Genomic DNA, 16,142 nt, shown 5'->3' on the forward strand with positions numbered 1-16,142 from the left:
GGGCGTAACTATCGGGAATGACGAATTTACGAAGGAGGACTCACATGAAGAATATCCTGATGGCAGGCGCGGCATTGATGCTTAGTGCGGCTCCCCTGGCCGCCACGGCGCAGGACATGGACGACAGCGCGTCCTATGAAATGACCGCGGATCAGATGTCGTCTTACGAAGGCTGGCCCGCGAATTATCGCACGATGTACGATGGCTGGCCCATGGAGCGTCAGACGAGCTACTGGCTCCTCCCCGAGGCGCAGCAGACCGATTTCTGGATGCTGGAGCCGATGGAACAGCAGGCTTTCTGGCTCCTCACGACGGAGCAGCGCAACAAGCTCTATGCCATGAACGCGGATCAACGCGGCGCCGCATGGGATGCCGTCACCACGCAGATGCGCAACCAGATGCAGGGCAATTCCGCATCCGCCAGAAATAACAACATGGGCAACAGCACCATGAGCAATAGCGGATCGATGGCGTCGAACAACGGCCAGGTCCGCTATGTGAAGAAGGAAATCGTGCAGGGCGGTGCCCGCGCGACGCAGCCCGCCGATTATCCGGTGTGCAGCGCGACCATCACCGACAGCTGCATCAACCCCTATGCCGCAGGACAGCGCGGGCCCAAGCCGCTCGACTACTGGCCCGGCAAGCCTGCCAGCGAAATGTAAGCGCTACCCAGGCAAAAGGAGAAGGGCGGTCCCGTCGCAGGCGGCCGCCCTTTTTCATGCGCGCCATACGAGTGCCGGGGTTCAGCGCAGGCGAAGGAGGTGCAGGCTGGCCTTGCCGCTATGGCGCACGGTTTCGACGTCGAAACCCTTGACCGCGACGTCCTCGCCGCGTGCGGTTTCGATGCTGATCCAGGCCGACGGCGCGATCCAGCCCAGCCGGTTCAGCCGGTCGAGCGCCACCGATCCCGCGCCCGTATCATAAGGCGCGTCCATCATGATGAGGTCGGGCTGCTCCTTCGCGGGGCCGAGCGAAAGCACGGAACCCGCGCGCACGTCGCAGCGGTCCTGCGCCCGCAGGTTCGCGATATTGCGGCGCAGTGCCCGGATCGCGGCGGCGTCCTGTTCCACCATCAACACCCGCGCCGCACCGCGCGACAACGCTTCGAGCCCGAGCGCGCCGGACCCTGCGAACAAATCGGCGACGAAAAGCCCCTCGAAACTGCCGAGCCGGCTCGTCAGCATGGAAAACAGCGTTTCGCGCGTGCGGTCCGCCGTGGGCCGCGTGGCATCGCCATCGGGCGCGGTGATCGCACGCCCGCGCCATTCGCCGGCAATGATCCTCATTTTTCGGCCTTGCGCATGATCTGCTTGCGAAACTGCGCGACGTCGCTGCCCCGGATTTCATCCGCCGCGCCGCGCGGCAAATCGTCGAGCGCGAACGGCCCGTAGGACAATCGCATCAGCCGGGAAACCTGAAGCCCGAGATGTTCGAGCACGCGGCGAACCTCCCGGTTCTTCCCCTCGGTCAGGGTCAGTTCGATCCACTGATTCCGGCCTGTGCGCCGTTCCAGATTGGCATCGATGCTGCCGTAACGCACGCCTTCGATCTCGATCCCGTCCATGAGATCCTCGAGCTGTTCCTGGCTCACGTCGCCGAAGGTGCGCGCGCGATAGGTGCGCGGGATCTCGCTGCTCGGCAATTCCATGGCGCGCTTCAATTCGCCGTCATTGGTCATGAGCAGCAAACCCTCGGTATTGAGGTCGAGCCGTCCGACCGGCATCACGCGCGGCGCCCCGCGCGGCAGGGCATTGCGCAGGGCGTCATAGATCGTCGCGCGCCCCTTGGGATCGCGCTCCGCCGTCAACAATCCGCTCGGCTTGTGAAAACGGAACAGGCGGGGGGCCTCCGCCGCGCCGACGGGCTTGCCATCGACCGCCACACCGCGCAGCGAGGTCAGCACCACCGCCGGCGTGTCGAGCCTTTCCCCGTCGAGCGTGACGCGGCCATCCTCGATCATGCGCTCGACATCCCGGCGGGAGGCGACCCCTGCGCGCGCCAGCAGCTTGGCAATACGGTCGCCTTCGCGTTTGGGGAGCGAGGGTTCGGGACGCGTCGTGTCGCGGCCCGCCGGTTTCTTGCGCGGGCGCCCGCGATCCGGATTGGCGCGGTCGAAATTGCCGCGTTCGGGGCGCGGGCCGTTGCGGGAGGAACCGTCCGTCCGGCGGGACGATCGCGATGGGGGGCGTTGCTTGTCGTTCACGTTTGCGCCATGCGCCATCGGCTCTTTGGTTACAAGCGTGGACATGAAACGGGCGGCATCGTTTGCAGACGTGCGGCGATGCTCTAACACCATCGGCGGCGCCGGCGACGCGGCGGGTACAGGAGCGGCAATTGACCGAGACGACGAGCAACCATTCTGCGGCAAATGCCGCGCAAACCCCGGCCGACGCCGCGCCGGGGGAGGGGAAGAAGCCCGGCTGGCGCGAATTGCTGGCCGCGCTGCGCAATCGCAAGACGGCGTATATGGCGCTGTTCGGCTTTGCCTCGGGCCTGCCCTTCGCGCTGTTTCTCGGCACGCTCTATGCCTGGTTTACGGAGGCCGACGTCGACCTTGAAACGATGGGCGTGTTCTCGCTCATCGGGCTGGCCTATTCGTTTCAGTTCCTGTGGTCGCCGCTCGTGGACCGGGTCGATATTCCGTTTGTCCGCCGCCTCGGCAAGCGCAAGCAATGGATCGCGCCGGCGCAATTGCTGCTCGGCATCATCCTTATCACGATGTCGCTGCTCAATCCCGGTGAAAGCCTCGGGTGGTTCTCCCTGCTGGCGGCGGTCGGCGCCTTTGCCAGCGCGACGCAGGATATCGTCATCAATGCCTGGCGCATCGACATCGCCGATGAAGAGGCGACGATCGACATCCTGTCCACCATCACGCAGATGGGATTTCGGCTCGCATCGCTCGTCGGTGGTGCGCTCGCGCTGATCGTGGCGGAGCGGATCGGATGGCCCGGAACCTATGTGATGATGGGCGGGATCATGCTGTTCATCGGGATCGTGGGCCTGTTCGCGCCCGATGCCCGCGCCGGAAGCGCGGCCAGCGTCGCGGCGAGCGCCGAGGAGCTGGAGCAGCTTTATACCAAGGGCGAGCTGACGCCGAAGGTGCGCAATTATGCGCTGGCCGCCGTCGGCCTGCTGTGGGGCTGGGCGCTCGTCACCGTGGGGGTGTTTATGTACCGGTCGATGACCGCGGTGCCCGAATTGCGCCCCGATCCGACGCAGTTCACGGCCACCTATGGCCCGCTCATCGTGGTGGCGACGATCGTATTGCCGTCCTTCATCGCGGCATGGCTGGTCAAGATGCAGCGCGAGGGCCGCCACGTGCTCACCGAAAGCGCGGATGGCGCGGATGCCGTCAACCCGGTTGCGGATCACCTCTACCGCGCGCTGATCCTGCCGCTTACCGAATTCGTCGGGCGGATGGGGTGGTCGCTCGTGCTGATTTTCGCGCTCGTGCTGACCTACCGGATCTGCGACGCGATCTGGGGCACGTTCGCCTATCCGTTCTATCTCGGCGAGCTGAACTACACCAATGACGAGGTGGCGGTCGCGTCGAAATTCTTTGGCGTGGGTGCGATCATCCTCGGGCTGGCGCTCGGCGGGTATCTCATCACCGTGCTGGGGCGGATGGCGGTGCTGACGCTGGGTGCGGTGCTGGCCGCGGCGACGAACCTGCTATACGCCGATCTCGCCATCGGCGGCGCCACGATGCAGGCGGTGAGCGATGCGATCGGCTTCACATATCTTGTCGAGACCTTCGGCGGGACGGAGCGGCTCGCACGGTTGATGATCACCATCGCGGGCGAAAATCTTGCGGTCGGGATTGCAGGGGCGGCCTATATCGCGTGGCTGTCGTCCATCGTGGCCAAGGGGTATAGCGCGGTGCAATATGCGCTGCTCGCGTCGCTGACGCTCCTGGTCGGGACATTGGGGCGGGGCGCGCTCGGACAGCTGATCGAGGAGCGCGGATATTACGACGTGTTCCTGTTTACTGCGCTGATCGGGGCGGTGGCGGTGGTGCTGTGCGTGCTGGAATGGATACGGGTGACGCGCCGCGACGCGCGCACGGCCTAATCCGGAAATTCTCCGTTGGCGCGGAGCACCTCTCCCGCGAGATAGAGCGAGCCGCCGATGAGGATGACCCCGCCATCGGCGCGCCCGGCGATACGGGCGAGTGCGTCGCCCACATCGCGCGCCGTGTCCCCGTCCGTCATCGCCGCGATCCGTTCGGGCGGATGGTGCGGATGGCCGCCTATCGGAACGCCCGTCACGCTTTGCAAATGCGGTGAGACAAGGGCGAGGAACCGCTCCGCATCCTTGTTCGCCAGCATGCCGATCACTGCGTGCACGGGGCGGTCCAGCCCCGCGCAGAATGCGGCGAGCACGCGCGCGGCATCGGGGTTATGCCCTCCGTCGAGCAGCACGTCGAAGCCCGGCGCCATCGCGGTCAGCGGCCCCTTGCGCAGCCATTGAAGCCGGCCCGGCCACCGCGCATTGCGCAGCCCCGCGGCGATGGCCTCTGCCGACACGGTGACGAAATCCTGATGCCGGAGCATCGCGATGGCGAGCCCGGCATTCTCCGCCTGAAACGCGCCGGAAAGCGCGGGCGGGGGGAGGGTGAGCGCGCCGTGCCGGTCATGATATTCCAGCATGTCGCCGCCCGTGATCGACCAATCCGCCCCGCGCATGTGCAGCGGCGCACCGGCGGTGCGCGCCGCACGCTCCACCTCGGCCTGCGCATCGGGTCCGTAGGATTGGGTGACGACCGGGCGCCCCGGCTTCACGATGCCTGACTTTTCGAACGCAATGCGCGCCATCGGTTCGGCAGGCGCGCCATCCTCCGGTGCGAGCAGGAATTGTTCGTGGTCGAGCCCGAGCGACGCGATCCCGCAACAGGCCGGATCCGCAATGACATTTGTCGCATCGAACCTGCCGCCAAGCCCGACCTCCACGATGGCGGCATCGGCCTCGTGCCGGGCGAAGGCGAGGAACGCCGCCGTTGTCGTAATCTCGAAAAAGCTCGCCGCGATCGACCCGCGCGCGTCGAGCACCTCGCCCAGCAGATCGGCCAGCATGGCATCGCCGATCAGTTCGCCCGCGATGCGAATCCGTTCGTTGTAACGGACGAGATGCGGGCTGGTGAACTGGTGGACCCGCTTTCCATCCGCCTCCAGCATGGCGCGCAGGAACGCGCAGGTCGACCCCTTGCCATTGGTGCCCGCGACATGGAACACCGGCGCAAGGCGCAGATGCGGATCGCCCAGCGCGGCGAGCAATTGCCGCACGGGGCGCAGGCTTAACCGCCCCTGCGGCAGCGACAGCGCGGCCAGCCGGTTCAGCTGTTCCTGAACCCGCGGATCGTCCGACGTCGCGAAATCGCGCGGGCGTGCGGGCTCAGGCGGCCCTGGCACCGGCCATCAGATAGTCGATGATCGTCACCAGCCGTTCGCGCAGGTCGTGCCGGTCGACCACCATGTCGATCATCCCGTGCTCGAGCAGATATTCCGCGCGCTGAAACCCGTCGGGCAGTTTTTCGCGGATCGTGTCCTGAATGACGCGCTGTCCGGCAAAGCCGATGAGCGCACCGGGTTCCGCCATCTGAATATCGCCGAGCATGGCATAGCTTGCCGTGACGCCGCCCGTCGTCGGGTCGGTCAGCACGACGATATAGGGCAGGCCCGCTTCTTTCAGCCGGCGGATCGCGACCGTGGTGCGCGGCATCTGCATGAGCGACAGAATGCCTTCCTGCATGCGCGCGCCGCCCGCCGCGGTAAAGATGACGAACGGGCATTTTTCCTTCACCGCCCGGTCCACCCCGGCAAGGAACGCGGCGCCCACCGCCATGCCCATGGAGCCGCCCATGAAGCCGAAATCCTGCACCGCGACGACCGCGCGGCGCCCGTCGATCGTGCCCAGCGCATTGGTCAGCGCATCGGGATGCGGTGCATTGTGGCGCGCGGCCTTCAGCCTGTCGGCATATTTCTTGGTGTCACGGAACTTGAGCGGATCCTCGCTCACCGCGGGCGAGGGCAGCACTTCGTAGCCAGCGTCCATGATCTGCGTCAGGCGGGTATCGGCGCCGATCCGCCCGTGATGCTCGCACCGTGGACAGACCCAGAGGTATTCCTCGTAATCCTTGACGAAGAGCATCTCTTCGCAGGACGGGCACTTGACCCACAGATTGTCGGGCGTTTCCCGCTTCGTGGTGAAGGGCAGGCGATTGCGTACCTGCGTGAGCCAGCTCATGCGATTTCCTTTCTTGCGCCGTGCACCGCATCGGCCAGCGCCTTCGTCAGCTCGCGAATCGGGTCCGCCGCCGCGTTCCCGTGTTCGGCGATCAGCTCGACCAGCGCGGAGCCAACCACGACCCCGTCGGCAACCGCGGCGATGGCGCCCGCCTGTTCCGGGGTGCGCACGCCGAAACCGACCGCCACCGGGAGTTCGGTTCGGGCCTTCAATGCGGCGACCGCCGTTTCGATGGAGGCCATCGCGGCCTGCTGCTTGCCGGTGATGCCGGCGACCGACACGTAGTACAGAAACCCGCCCGCACCGTCGAGCACGGCGGGCAGCCGCGCCGCGTCCGTGGTCGGCGTGGCGAGACGGATGATGTCGAGCCCTTCGCCGCGAAGATGCGTGCCGAGCTCGCTATCCTCCTCGGGCGGAATGTCGACGCAGATGACGCCGTCGACGCCCGCATCCTTCGCCGCGCGCGCGAACCAGTCCGCCCCGCGCCGCACCATCGGATTGGCATAGCCCATGAGCACGAGCGGCACGTCGGGATGGCGGTCGCGAAACCCCCTCGCCAGGTCGAGGATGTCCCGCGTCGTCGTGCCCTTGGCCAGCGCGCGCAGGTTCGCATTCTCGATCGCGGGGCCGTCGGCCATCGGATCGGTGAACGGCATGCCCAGTTCGATCACATCGGCGCCGCCCGCGACCAGCGCGTCGAGATTGGCGGCGGTATCGCCATCGCCCGCCGTCACGAAACAGATGAGCGCGGGGTGCCCCTTGCCGAATGCCTTTTGAAAGCGGTTCACAGCTCCACTCCCAATGCTTCGGCGACGGTGAAGATGTCCTTGTCCCCGCGTCCGCACAGATTGGCGAGGATGATCGCGTCCTGCGGCATTTCGCGCGCGCGTTTCACGACCGCGGCAATGGCATGGCTGGGTTCGAGCGCGGGGATGATCCCCTCCGTCCGGCAGAGCAGCTGAAACGCGTCGAGCGCTTCCTTGTCCGTGATGTGCGAATAATCGACCCGGCCCGATTCCTTGAGCCAGCTGTGTTCGGGGCCGATGCCGGGATAGTCGAGGCCTGCACTGATCGAGTGGCCCTCGATGATCTGCCCGTCCTCGTCCTGCAGCAGGTAGGTCTTGTTGCCGTGGAGAATGCCCGGCGATCCGCCCGCGAGCGAGGCGGCGTGTTCCTTGTCGAGGCCGTGGCCCGCCGCCTCGATCCCGAGCATGCCGACATCCGCATCGTCGAGGAAGGGATGGAACAGCCCGATGGCGTTCGACCCGCCGCCGATCGCCGCGACGAGCAGGTCGGGCAGGCGTCCGGTGCGCTGCATCATCTGCTCGCGCGCTTCGTGGCCGATGACGCTTTGAAAATCGCGGACCATTTCGGGGTAGGGGTGCGGCCCGGCGGCCGTGCCGATGATGTAGAACGTGTCATGCACATTCGCGACCCAGTCGCGCATGGCATCGTTCATCGCGTCCTTGAGCGTCGCCGAACCGGAACTGACCGGCACCACCTTCGCGCCGAGCAGCCGCATGCGGAATACGTTGGGCTGCTGCCGCTTTACGTCCTTTGCCCCCATGTAGATGACGCAGGGCAGGCCGAAACGCGCCGCCACCGTCGCCGTCGCCACGCCATGCTGTCCGGCGCCGGTTTCCGCGATGATCCGCGTCTTGCCCATGCGCACGGCGAGCAGGATCTGCCCGATGCAATTGTTGATCTTGTGCGCGCCGGTGTGATTGAGTTCGTCACGCTTGAACCAGATCTGAGCGCCCTTGCCGTCGGGCGCATCCTTGCGCAATTCCTCGGTCAGTCGTTCCGCGAAATAGAGCGGGCTGGGCCGTCCGACGTAATGGGTGAGGAGATCCTGGAACTCCGCGTCGAAGGCGGGGTCTTCCTTCGCCGCGCGATATTCCCGGTCGAGATCGAGGATCAGCGGCATCAGCGTTTCGGACACGTAGCGCCCGCCGAACTGGCCGAAATGGCCCCGGTCGTCAGGCTGGTTGCGAAAGCTGTTGGGCATGCCGGTTTGCGATGTGGTTTCCATGCGCCCGCGATTGGCAGAGCATCGCGGCGAAGTCCAGATGTGTCAGCGCGTGCGCACCGCGCGGGCAAAGGCGGCGATGGCGGCGGCATCCTTCACACCGGGCGCACTTTCCACACCGGACGACACGTCGACGAGTGCGGGCCGCGCCTCGGCCATCGCCTCGCCGACATTCGCGGGGGACAATCCGCCCGCAAGACCCCATGGCACGCCGCCATCGTAACCATGCACCAGCGCCCAGTCGAAGCGCAGGCCCATGCCGCCCGGAAGCTGTCCCACCGGCGTCTTCGCATCGAACAGGAGCATGTCGACCGCGCCGGTATAATCGCGCGCCCGCGCAATGTCGTCCGGCCCTGCGATGGGGAGCGCCTTCCACACCGCGATGCCAAAACGGGAACGCAGCGCAGCGGCGCGTTCCGGCGTTTCATCCCCGTGGAGCTGAATGGCGCTCAACCCGCCTGCGCTCACGCCTTCGGCAATCGCGTCGTCGCCCGCATCCACGAACAGCCCGGTGCGCCGGATCGAATCGCCCGAAATCGCGGCCAGTTTCCGCGCGCCGGCCGCATCGACATGGCGCGGCGACCGGGCAAAGAAGACCAGCCCCGCATAATCGATGCGCGCGGCGATCGCCGCCTCCATGGCCGCGGGCGTATTGATGCCGCATATCTTGATGCGCGGGGTCACAGCGTTTTTTCCAAGACGATGAAGAACAACGCAGGCGTCTGCGGCACGGGGAAGGGGCGGCGTTCGCCCGTGCGCTTGTACCCCTTGCGCAGGTACCAGGCGATCAGCGTGTCGCGATTTTCGATGACGGTCATCTCGATCCGCGCGGCGCCGATGGATGCGGCGCGTGCCTCCCCTGCATGGAGCAGCATGGTGCCGAGGCCCGCGCTCTGCAATTCGGGCGCGATGCACAGCATGCCGAGATAGGAAAGCCCGCCGCCCCGGTCCGTAATCGCGACGCAGCCGATGGCGGCCCCCGTCGCCCGATCCGTGGCCAGCAGCATGTGCACCGCAGGATCGCGCAACATCGCGTGAAGCTCGGCCTCGGCAATGCGCTCACCCTGAACGATGTCGGCCTCGTGCGTCCAGCCCAGCCGCGCATGATCGCCGCGATATGCCCCTTCGAGCAGGGGTTTGAGCATGGCGGCATCGTCCGGCCCGGCCCGGCGTATCTCAGGTTCTGAGGCCATGCGGTCGGTGGCTCAGAGCGTCGCTTCGATCGCGCGCGCCGCGGCGAGCGGGTCGGGCGCTTTCGAAATCGGCCGCCCGATGACCAGCACGCTCGCGCCATTGTCGCGGGCGCTGCGCGGGGTGACGGTGCGTTTCTGATCGCCCGTTTCGCTGCCCGCGGGGCGCAGGCCGGGCACCACGAGATAGCCGCCCTTCCACTGTGCATGGACGGCGGCGACTTCCTCGCCCGAACATACAATCCCGTCGAGCCCGGCCTTCTCGGCGAGCTCGGCAAGGCGCATGACCTGATCGTGGGCGGTGCCGGCGACGCCGGTGCGCGACAGATCCTTGTCATCGAGGCTGGTGAGCATGGTCACGGCGACGACGCGCGTATGTTCGCCGGCCGCGGCCTTGGCATCTTCCATCATGGCGCGGCCGCCGCTTGCATGGACGGTCACGATCGCCGGTTCGAGCACGTGGATCGCCTGCATCGCGCCCGCCACCGTATTGGGAATGTCGTGCAGTTTCAGGTCGAGAAAGATCGGCAGGCCGAGCTGCGCCAGCTCATGCACGCCGTGATGGCCATGCGCGCAAAAGAATTCGAGCCCCAGCTTCAACCCGCCGACATGCCCCATGACCTTTTTCGCCAGCGCCTTCGCGGCATCGAGCTGCGGCACGTCGAGCGCGAGATAAACGGGATTGGTCATGGCTCTGTCCTGCGCAGCGGGGCGTCATCTGCATCGTGGGGGCGGTGGGCGGGATCGGCCTGCTGGCTCGAAACAAGGCTGCGATGCGAGGTTTCGAGCGAGGCGATCCGCCGTTTGAGCCGCCATTTCGCCGATTTGTGATAGAGCCACATGGGAACCAGCCCGATGAGGAACGCGGCAAGGATCACCATCGGCAGCTTCGTTTCGAGCACCAGGTTTTCCCAGATTCGCACATCCACGGGATACCAGTTGAACGCGGCGAACAGCGCCAGCGCCACCAGCAGCGCCACCCATATTATCGTGCGAAGAACCTGCATGGCGGTCCTGGCCTCCTCTCGGGATCGGGTCGTCGGGCGTGCAGCCTACGCCGCAACGCCCGTTTGGCCAACCCTGCTGCAATCGCGGCCGGGTTCAGCCGAACACGCGGTCGAAGATGGTGTCCACCTGCCGGAAATGGTAATCGAGGTCGAATTTCTCCTCGATCTGCTGCGTCGTGAGGGCCGCGGTGACTTCCCCGTCCGCCTTCAGCAGTTCGAGCAGCGAAAGCTCGCCATCCGATTCCCACACCTTCATCGCATTGCGCTGCACCAGGCGATAGGCATCCTCGCGGCTGACGCCGGCCTGCGTGAGCGCGAGCAGAACCCGCTGCGAATGGACGAGCCCGCCCATCCGGTCGAGATTCTTCTGCATGCGTTCGGGATAGACGAGCAGCTTTTCCACCACCCCGGTCAACCGCGCGAGCGCGAAATCCAGCGTGATGGTCGCATCCGGCCCGATGAACCGTTCGACCGAGGAATGCGATATGTCGCGTTCGTGCCACAGCGCCACATTCTCCATCGCGGGCATCACGGCGGAGCGCACCACGCGCGCAAGCCCGGTGAGGTTCTCGGTCAGCACCGGGTTACGCTTGTGCGGCATGGCGCTCGACCCCTTCTGGCCGGGGGAGAAATATTCCTCCGCCTCGAGTACTTCGGTACGCTGGAGGTGCCGCACCTCGACCGAAAGCCGCTCGATCGAACTCGCAATCACGCCCAGCACGGCAAAGAACATCGCGTGACGGTCGCGCGGGATCACCTGCGTCGAGACGGGCTCGATCGCGAGGCCCATCTTTTCCGCGACATGTGCCTCCACCGACGGGTCGATATTGGCAAAGGTACCGACCGCACCCGAAATCGCGCAGGTGGCGATTTCACGTCGCGCGAATTCGAGCCGTTCGCGGCACCGGCTGAACTCGGCATAAGCCTCCGCCATTTTCAGGCCGAAGGTGACGGGTTCGGCATGGATGCCGTGGCTGCGCCCGATGGTGGGGGTGTATTTATGCTCCTCGGCGCGCTTCTTGATCGCGGCGAGGAGTGCGTCAATGTCGTCGAGCAGCATCGCCGCCGCCCGGTCGAGCTGCACCGCGAGCGTCGTGTCGAGCACGTCGGAGCTCGTCATGCCCTGATGCATGAAGCGGGCCTCGTCGCCGACCTGTTCCGCGACCCACGTGAGGAACGCGATGACGTCGTGCTTGGTCACCGCCTCGATCGCGTCGATCGCCTCCACGTCGATTTTCGGGTCGGTCGCCCACCAGTCCCACAATGCCTTTGCCGCGCTTTCGGGCACGACGCCCAATTCGCCGAGCTTCTGCGTGGCGTGGGCCTCGATCTCGAACCAGATGCGATATTTCGCCTCCGGCTCCCAGATCGCGGTCATGGCGGGGCGGGCATAGCGTGGGACCATCGGGCGTACTCCGGTTCGCAAGAATTGGGGGCTTTGGCCGCGCGGCTAGGGCGCAGGCGCGCATTTGGCAAGTGCGGCGGGCGCGATGCGGCTCAGATCAGGCCCTTCGCCTTCATCGAGACGGTCCCCTCGCGCCCGATGATGACGTGATCGTGTACCGCGATGTTCAGAAGCCGGCCGGCCTCGGCAATGCGATTGGTGATCTGGATGTCGGCGCGGCTGGGCTGCGGATTGCCGCTGGGGTGATTATGCGCGAGGATGAGCGCGGCCGCGCCCAGTTCCATCGCCCGGCCGATCACCTCGCGCGGGTGGATCGCGGCCTCGTCGAGGGAGCCATCCCCCAGATGTTCGTCGCGGATGAGCCGGTTCTTCTTGTCGAGATAGAGCACGCGCACACGCTCCACCCGCAGATGCGCCATGTCGATGGTGAGATAGTCGAGCAAGGCCTGCCAGCTTCCCAGCACCGGCTTGTCCATGACCTCCGCCCGGGCGAGCCGGCGGGTGGCCACGGCGACGATCTTCATCGCCGCGGCGCTGGTCTCGCCCATGCCGGGGTGGTTTTCGAGCGCGGTCCTGTCGGCGTTGAAGATCCCGGCAAGGCTTCCGAACCGGCTCATCAGCGCGCGGGCCAGCGGTTTCACGTCGCGGCGCGGGATGGCCGTCATCAACAGATATTCGACGATCTCGTAATCGGCCAGCGCGTCGCTGCCCCCTTGAAGGAGGCGTTTGCGCAGGCGCGCGCGATGGCCGCTGGGGTCGGTTCCGGCTTTCGGCTCGACCGGCGTCGTGGGCCCTGCGTCCATCGGCAATTCGTCCTGCGGTTTTGTCACGATGCGCTTTTCCGCGAGCGGTAGCAGCACGCACAGCAGCGCGCGTGTCGGGGAGGGCCAAAGCGCCCCGCCGGGAAGGTGTGTGGACAGATCATGCTTTCCATTGCCTTTCGCCGCGATGCTGCGCAAGTCTGCGCCGCCGCGGTTCCGCGCGGTCGCACGAGGAATGACGGCAGGACGCAATGACGCAAGGCGAGGACGATAGGGCGGTGGGCGATTCGCCCGTACGCCGCCGTCGCTGGCCCCGCATCGTCGCGGGGCTTTTCGCGGTCGTGGCTCTTTTCGCGGCTGGAATCTGGATCGCGCGGGAACGGCTCGCGCGCGGTGCGGTGGACGACATGCTCGCGGACATGGATGTGCCGGCCCGCTACGACATCGTCGAAATCGGCCCGGATCGCCAGGTGCTCGCCAATATCGTGGTTGGCGACCCAGACCGTCCCGACCTTGTGATCGAACGGGCGGTGGTTGCCACGCGCCTGCGTTTCGGGACGCCGGAAATCACCGGGATACGGCTCGTGCGGCCCCGGCTTTATGGCGTGCTGCGCGGCGACAGGGTCAGTTTCGGCACTCTCGATCCGGTGCTCTATCCCGAAAGCACGGGGGAGCCGTTTCGCCTGCCCGATCTCGACATCGACATTCTGGATGGGCGGGCGCGCGTGCTGTCGCCTTATGGCAATCTCGGTGTGAAGCTTACCGGCGGGGGCAATCTTCGCGACGGGTTCGCCGCGACGATGGGTGCGGTGGTGCCGCGCCTTTCCGCCAAAGGCTGCACCGCGCAAGGGCTCAGCCTTTATGGCCGGCTCGCCATCGCGGACGAGGCGCCGCGCTTTGTCGGGCCGCTGCGCGCCGATGTGGCGCGCTGTCCCGAATCGGACCTTTCGCTGGCGCAGGCGAGCTGGACCGTGCGCGGGGAGACCGGCGCGGATTTGCGCCGCGCCATGGTGAGCGGCGCGCTTCGCACCGGGCGGGTTGCGGTGGGCGGCAATGCGGTCGGCGCGCTGAACGGGCGGCTTGCGGTATCGGTGCGCGAAAGCGGCGCGATGGTGGCGGATTTCGACCTTTCCGGGCGCGACGCGGCGTTTGCGGGGGCCGCGGTTGCGCGCGTCGCGCTCGACGGCAATATCCGGAGCGCGGGCGGGTTCGATCGCTGGCAATTGTCCGGTGATGTGTCCGGCGGCGGGTTCGACCTGTCCGGCGTCGTCGATCCGGCGCTGGAACAGGTGCAGAGATCCGGCGCCGATACCTTGCTCGCGCCGCTCGCAGGCCGGGTGCGCGCCGTGCTGCGCCGCTCCATGCCGCGAGCATCCTTTTCCGCCGCGCTACAGGCGCGCGCCGCCGAGGGGGAGACGCGCATTGCCATCGCGCGGGCGGGGCTTCGCGGCGGGGACGGCGCGCCGCTGCTCTCGCTCAATCAGGTGCAGATCGGGTTGGGCGAGAGCCTGCGTCTCTATCGCGCGCGTTTCGCCACGGGCGGCACGGGCATGCCCCGGCTCGTCGGCGCGATCGACGGGGAGGGGGATGCGCCGCTGCTCCGCCTGCGCATGGCGGATTATGCGGCGGGCGACGCGCGCATCGCGATCCCCGAAATGCAGGTGCGGCAATCGCGCGACGGGTTCGTCATGAACGGCGAGATACTGGCGAGCGGCCCGCTCCCCGGCGGCGCGGTGGAGGGGCTGCGCCTGCCGGTATCGGGGACGTATTTGTCGCGTCGCGGCTTGCGGATGTGGGATGATTGCATGGCGCCGCGCTTCGATTCGCTGCGCTATGCGAATTTCACGCTCAATCGGCAGAGTCTGCTGCTGTGCCCGGCGGGCGGGTCCGCCATGCTGGCCATCGGGCCGGGCGGCACGCGCGTGGCCGTCGGGGCGCCGCGGCTCGATCTTTCGGGACGGCTTGGTGAAACGCCGGTGCGCCTTGTGTCCGGGCCGGTCGGGCTTGCCTTGCGCGGGGGGCAGCCTGCGGTGGTTCGCGCCCGGACGATGAATGTGGCGCTCGGACCGCAGGCGACGGCGGTGCGCTTTGCCATCGACGATCTCACCGCGCGGATCGGGCGCGACATCGGCGGCGCGTTTTCCGGGACCGAGGTGACGCTTCCGTCCGTGCCGCTCGACATCGGGGAGGCGGGCGGCGAATGGTCGTATCGCGACGGGGCCTTGCGGATCGAGGACGGCGCCTTCGTCCTCACCGACCGGCAGGACGACGCGCGATTCGAGCCCATGATCGCAAGGGGCGCGACCCTCGTCCTTGCCGATAACATCATCAGCGCAGAGGCGCTTTTCCGCGAGCCAAGGACCGGAATTGCCATCGTCGATGCCGATATTCGCCACGACCTGACCGACGGGCAGGGCCGGGCCGATCTTTCGGTCGCGGGAATTGCTTTCGGCGACGACCTGCAACCGACCGACATCACGCGGCTCGCTCTCGGCAATATTGCCAATGCGCGCGGGTCGGTGCGCGGGCGGGGGCGGATCGACTGGAACGGCGAGGGCGTCAAATCGACCGGGGTGGTCAGCACCGATTCGCTGGATTTCGCGGCTGCCTTCGGCCCGGTCACTGGGATGGCGGGGACGTTGCGCTTTACCGATCTTCTGAACCTCGAAACCGCGCCGGACCAGCGGTTGTCTATTGCGGAGCTGAACCCCGGCGTGCCGGTGTCCGATGGCGAGGTGTTCGTGACATTGCGCCCGGGATTGCGGCTCGACCTCAATGGGGGCAGCTGGCCGTTCCTGGGCGGAAGGCTCGTTCTGGAGCCGACCTCGCTGACGCTCGGCGCGACGGAGCGGCGCAGTTTCACGCTCGTCATCGCCGGGCTGGACGCGGGGCGGGTGATCGAACGGCTCGGCGTCGCGAATCTGAGTGCGAGCGGCACGTTCGACGGGCGCATTCCCATCGTGTTCGACGAGGCGGGCGGCCGGGTGGAGGGCGGTAGCCTGCAATCGCGTCCGCCGGGGGGCAACATCGCCTATGTCGGGGAATTGAGTTACAAGGATCTGTCGCCCATCGCCAATTTCGCCTTCGCGGCGCTGCGCTCGCTCGATTACAAGCGGATGAGCGTCGCGATCGACGGCGCGCTCGAAGGGGAGATCGTCACGCGGGTCCGCTTCGACGGCGTGTCGCAGGGGCCGGGCACGCAATCGAACTTCCTCACCCGGCGCATCGCGAAGCTTCCGTTCCGCTTCAACGTGAACATACGCGCACCGTTCTATCAACTCATCGGCAGCCTCAAGTCACTCTACGATCCTTCGGCGGTTCGCGATCCGCGCGAATTGGGGCTGGTCGACGACGACGGGGTGCGATTGATCCCCGACGACCGCGCCGTCCCCGCGCCATCGCCGGACGCCGAGCCGACCCCCATCATTCAGCCCGCAGAAAGCGAGACCGTGCCATGAACCGGACCAATTTGACGATAGCTGTGCATGGCGTTCGAAGGCGTGCCAT

At 66.7% G+C, this 16,142-nt stretch carries 15 protein-coding genes; 3 read left to right on the forward strand and 12 right to left on the reverse strand.

Features of this window, described 5'->3' with window-relative positions; translation table 11 throughout:
- Positions 1 to 44 precede the first annotated feature (44 nt).
- The gene (locus tag Q0897_RS03340) at positions 45 to 662 is read left to right on the forward strand and encodes a hypothetical protein (protein WP_299307489.1); all 618 of its coding nucleotides are present in this window, start codon (positions 45 to 47) and stop codon (positions 660 to 662) included.
- Positions 663 to 743: 81 nt separating this feature from the next.
- Here Q0897_RS03340 and rsmD read toward each other — a convergent pair whose 3' ends face one another.
- Both rsmD and Q0897_RS03350 read right to left on the reverse strand, forming a co-directional pair.
- Positions 744 to 1,286 carry a 16S rRNA (guanine(966)-N(2))-methyltransferase RsmD gene (gene rsmD, locus Q0897_RS03345; protein WP_299307490.1) on the reverse strand — a complete coding sequence of 181 codons (543 nt, stop codon included), beginning with the start codon at positions 1,284 to 1,286 and terminating at the stop codon, positions 744 to 746.
- Positions 1,283 to 2,248: a pseudouridine synthase gene (locus Q0897_RS03350; RefSeq protein WP_299307491.1), complete on the reverse strand. Its 966-nt coding sequence runs from the start codon at positions 2,246 to 2,248 to the stop codon at positions 1,283 to 1,285. Before Q0897_RS03350 ends, rsmD begins: the two co-directional genes overlap by 4 nt.
- A gap of 86 nt (positions 2,249 to 2,334) precedes the next feature.
- On the opposite strand from Q0897_RS03350, the gene Q0897_RS03355 reads away from it, so the two are divergent.
- On the forward strand, positions 2,335 to 4,071 hold the full coding sequence (locus Q0897_RS03355) for an MFS transporter (RefSeq protein WP_299307492.1): 1,737 nt from the start codon (positions 2,335 to 2,337) through the stop codon (positions 4,069 to 4,071).
- On the opposite strand, the gene Q0897_RS03360 is transcribed toward Q0897_RS03355, so the two are convergent.
- The 10 genes from Q0897_RS03360 to radC form a co-directional block, all read right to left on the reverse strand.
- Complete coding sequence (locus Q0897_RS03360; protein WP_299307493.1) at positions 4,068 to 5,408, reverse strand: folylpolyglutamate synthase/dihydrofolate synthase family protein; 1,341 nt, start codon at positions 5,406 to 5,408, stop codon at positions 4,068 to 4,070. The genes Q0897_RS03355 and Q0897_RS03360 overlap by 4 nt on opposite strands.
- A complete protein-coding gene (accD, locus tag Q0897_RS03365) occupies positions 5,392 to 6,243 on the reverse strand; it encodes an acetyl-CoA carboxylase, carboxyltransferase subunit beta (protein WP_299307494.1) in 852 nt (283 codons plus the stop codon). Before accD ends, Q0897_RS03360 begins: the two co-directional genes overlap by 17 nt.
- Positions 6,240 to 7,031 carry a tryptophan synthase subunit alpha gene (gene trpA / locus Q0897_RS03370; protein WP_202084346.1) on the reverse strand — a complete coding sequence of 264 codons (792 nt, stop codon included), beginning with the start codon at positions 7,029 to 7,031 and terminating at the stop codon, positions 6,240 to 6,242. Before trpA ends, accD begins: the two co-directional genes overlap by 4 nt.
- A complete protein-coding gene (trpB, locus tag Q0897_RS03375; protein ID WP_299307495.1) occupies positions 7,028 to 8,251 on the reverse strand; it encodes a tryptophan synthase subunit beta in 1,224 nt (407 codons plus the stop codon). Before trpB ends, trpA begins: the two co-directional genes overlap by 4 nt.
- A 66-nt stretch (positions 8,252 to 8,317) precedes the next feature.
- Positions 8,318 to 8,956: a phosphoribosylanthranilate isomerase gene (locus tag Q0897_RS03380; protein WP_299307496.1), complete on the reverse strand. Its 639-nt coding sequence runs from the start codon at positions 8,954 to 8,956 to the stop codon at positions 8,318 to 8,320.
- A complete protein-coding gene (locus tag Q0897_RS03385; protein ID WP_299307497.1) occupies positions 8,953 to 9,465 on the reverse strand; it encodes a GNAT family N-acetyltransferase in 513 nt (170 codons plus the stop codon). The genes Q0897_RS03380 and Q0897_RS03385 overlap by 4 nt, the downstream gene beginning before the upstream one ends.
- 12 nt (positions 9,466 to 9,477) lie before the next feature.
- Entirely contained in the window at positions 9,478 to 10,152 is a 675-nt protein-coding gene (gene pyrF / locus Q0897_RS03390; protein WP_299307498.1) for an orotidine-5'-phosphate decarboxylase, read from the reverse strand.
- Entirely contained in the window at positions 10,149 to 10,469 is a 321-nt protein-coding gene (locus tag Q0897_RS03395; RefSeq protein WP_202084355.1) for a LapA family protein, read from the reverse strand. The genes pyrF and Q0897_RS03395 overlap by 4 nt, the downstream gene beginning before the upstream one ends.
- 94 nt (positions 10,470 to 10,563) lie before the next feature.
- Positions 10,564 to 11,874: an adenylosuccinate lyase gene (gene purB, locus Q0897_RS03400; RefSeq protein WP_299307499.1), complete on the reverse strand. Its 1,311-nt coding sequence runs from the start codon at positions 11,872 to 11,874 to the stop codon at positions 10,564 to 10,566.
- A gap of 92 nt (positions 11,875 to 11,966) precedes the next feature.
- Complete coding sequence (radC, locus tag Q0897_RS03405) at positions 11,967 to 12,677, reverse strand: DNA repair protein RadC (RefSeq protein ID WP_299307588.1); 711 nt, start codon at positions 12,675 to 12,677, stop codon at positions 11,967 to 11,969.
- 209 nt (positions 12,678 to 12,886) lie between these two features.
- On the opposite strand from radC, the gene Q0897_RS03410 reads away from it, so the two are divergent.
- Positions 12,887 to 16,093: a YdbH domain-containing protein gene (locus Q0897_RS03410; protein WP_299307500.1), complete on the forward strand. Its 3,207-nt coding sequence runs from the start codon at positions 12,887 to 12,889 to the stop codon at positions 16,091 to 16,093.
- Positions 16,094 to 16,142: the final 49 nt, after the last annotated feature.

The sequence above is a fragment of the uncultured Croceicoccus sp. genome, assembly GCF_947496385.1.
Taxonomy (GTDB): Bacteria; Pseudomonadota; Alphaproteobacteria; order Sphingomonadales; family Sphingomonadaceae; genus Croceicoccus.